Genomic DNA, 1,277 nt, shown 5'->3' with positions numbered 1-1,277 from the left:
AGTAAATAATGATATCATTACGATTAACTCATCCAGCCTCAATACTGAAGCTTTTAAGCATTTTATATAAGGAACAATTTAGTTTATGCTTTTGATATTATTAAGGTAAGAACTATGAAAATATCGGCAATAATTCCAGCAGCAGGTTCAGGAACCAGATTTGGATCAAACAAAAATAAACTTCTTGAAAATATTAACGGCATGCCTGTTATTATCCATACATTACAGACAATTTCATCAATAGACGCCATTAATGAAATTATAATCTGTACATCAGACAATATAATTGATGAAATAAAAAATTTAGTGTCTAAATATAATATTTCTAAAGTTAAGCAGGTTATTTTAGGTGGCGTTACCAGGCAAGAATCTGTTTTTAAAGGACTAAAAACTCTTAATAATCCTGATATTGTTATTATTCATGATGGAGCAAGGCCACTTATTACCAGGGATATTATAGAAAATTCAATTAAAACTGCAACAGAAAAAGGAGCAGCTATTGTAGCTGTTCCCACAAAAGATACTATAAAAAGAGTTAATAAAGAGAATCGAATTATAGAAACGTTAAATAGAGAAGAGTTATGGAATATCCAGACTCCTCAAGTCTTTAATTACAAAGATATTTTAGAAGCCCATATAAAATTTCAAGGACAAAACTTTACCGACGACTCTGCACTAATAGAAGCTCTTGGCATGCCTTCATATACAGTAATGGGAAGTTATAAGAACATTAAAATAACTACTCAAGAAGACATAAAGATTGCTGAAGTTTTTATAACATCAAGGAGTTAGCTTTCGAGGACAGATCAAACCATTATTAATACTTGAAATCACTAACAGGAACGAAACTGCTGTTATCCAGAGATAAAATTACATCTCTGTCTACTCTGGCATTTGTCTGATATCCAGCAGGCAATTGAGCATCATGCCCTGTCATTGTCAAAAATAAGAGGCTAAACGGCGGAAATGCTAATACAGAAAGAATTGCCGTTAAAATAATTTTATCTTCACCTTTTCTGGTCAAAGTTCCTGATAGTGGAACCCTTTTACCATTTATAGCTTTTGTTGAATCAAGATAAATAGTCAAATTGCCTGCTTTTCCAGCCTTACCTCTTGGAATTAACTCTGCTATAAAACCTGTTGCCCTGGTTCCTTCTTTAATTAACGTAGTATCTGCAAGCTTTACATCATCCATAACTATAAAATTAACTTCATCACCCTCACTATTTAAGTTGGTAGAAACCTTATCAACAAGCTTCAAACGAACTTTTGTGCCA

General features: G+C 32.5%; 2 protein-coding genes and 1 pseudogene (1 of these 3 running past the window's edge). 2 read left to right on the top strand and 1 reads right to left on the bottom strand.

Annotation, left to right across the window (positions count from 1 at the left end; translation table 11 throughout):
* Both A2255_08010 and A2255_08005 read left to right on the top strand, forming a co-directional pair.
* A pseudogene (locus tag A2255_08010) lies at nt 1–70 on the top strand (hypothetical protein) (it extends 157 nt beyond the left edge of the window).
* 44 nt (nt 71–114) lie between these two features.
* Nucleotides 115–792: a 2-C-methyl-D-erythritol 4-phosphate cytidylyltransferase gene (locus A2255_08005; protein ID OGI23514.1), complete on the top strand. Its 678-nt coding sequence runs from the start codon at nt 115–117 to the stop codon at nt 790–792.
* A 25-nt stretch (nt 793–817) separates the two neighbouring features.
* Here the strand turns inward: A2255_08005 and A2255_08000 are convergent.
* The coding region (locus tag A2255_08000) for a hypothetical protein (protein OGI23513.1) at nt 818–1,277 on the bottom strand (460 nt) is incomplete at its 5' end.

The sequence above is a fragment of the Candidatus Melainabacteria bacterium RIFOXYA2_FULL_32_9 genome, from assembly GCA_001784615.1.
GTDB lineage: Bacteria > Cyanobacteriota > Vampirovibrionia > Gastranaerophilales > UBA9579 > UBA9579.
This window is presented reverse-complemented; position numbering and strand designations above follow the sequence as displayed.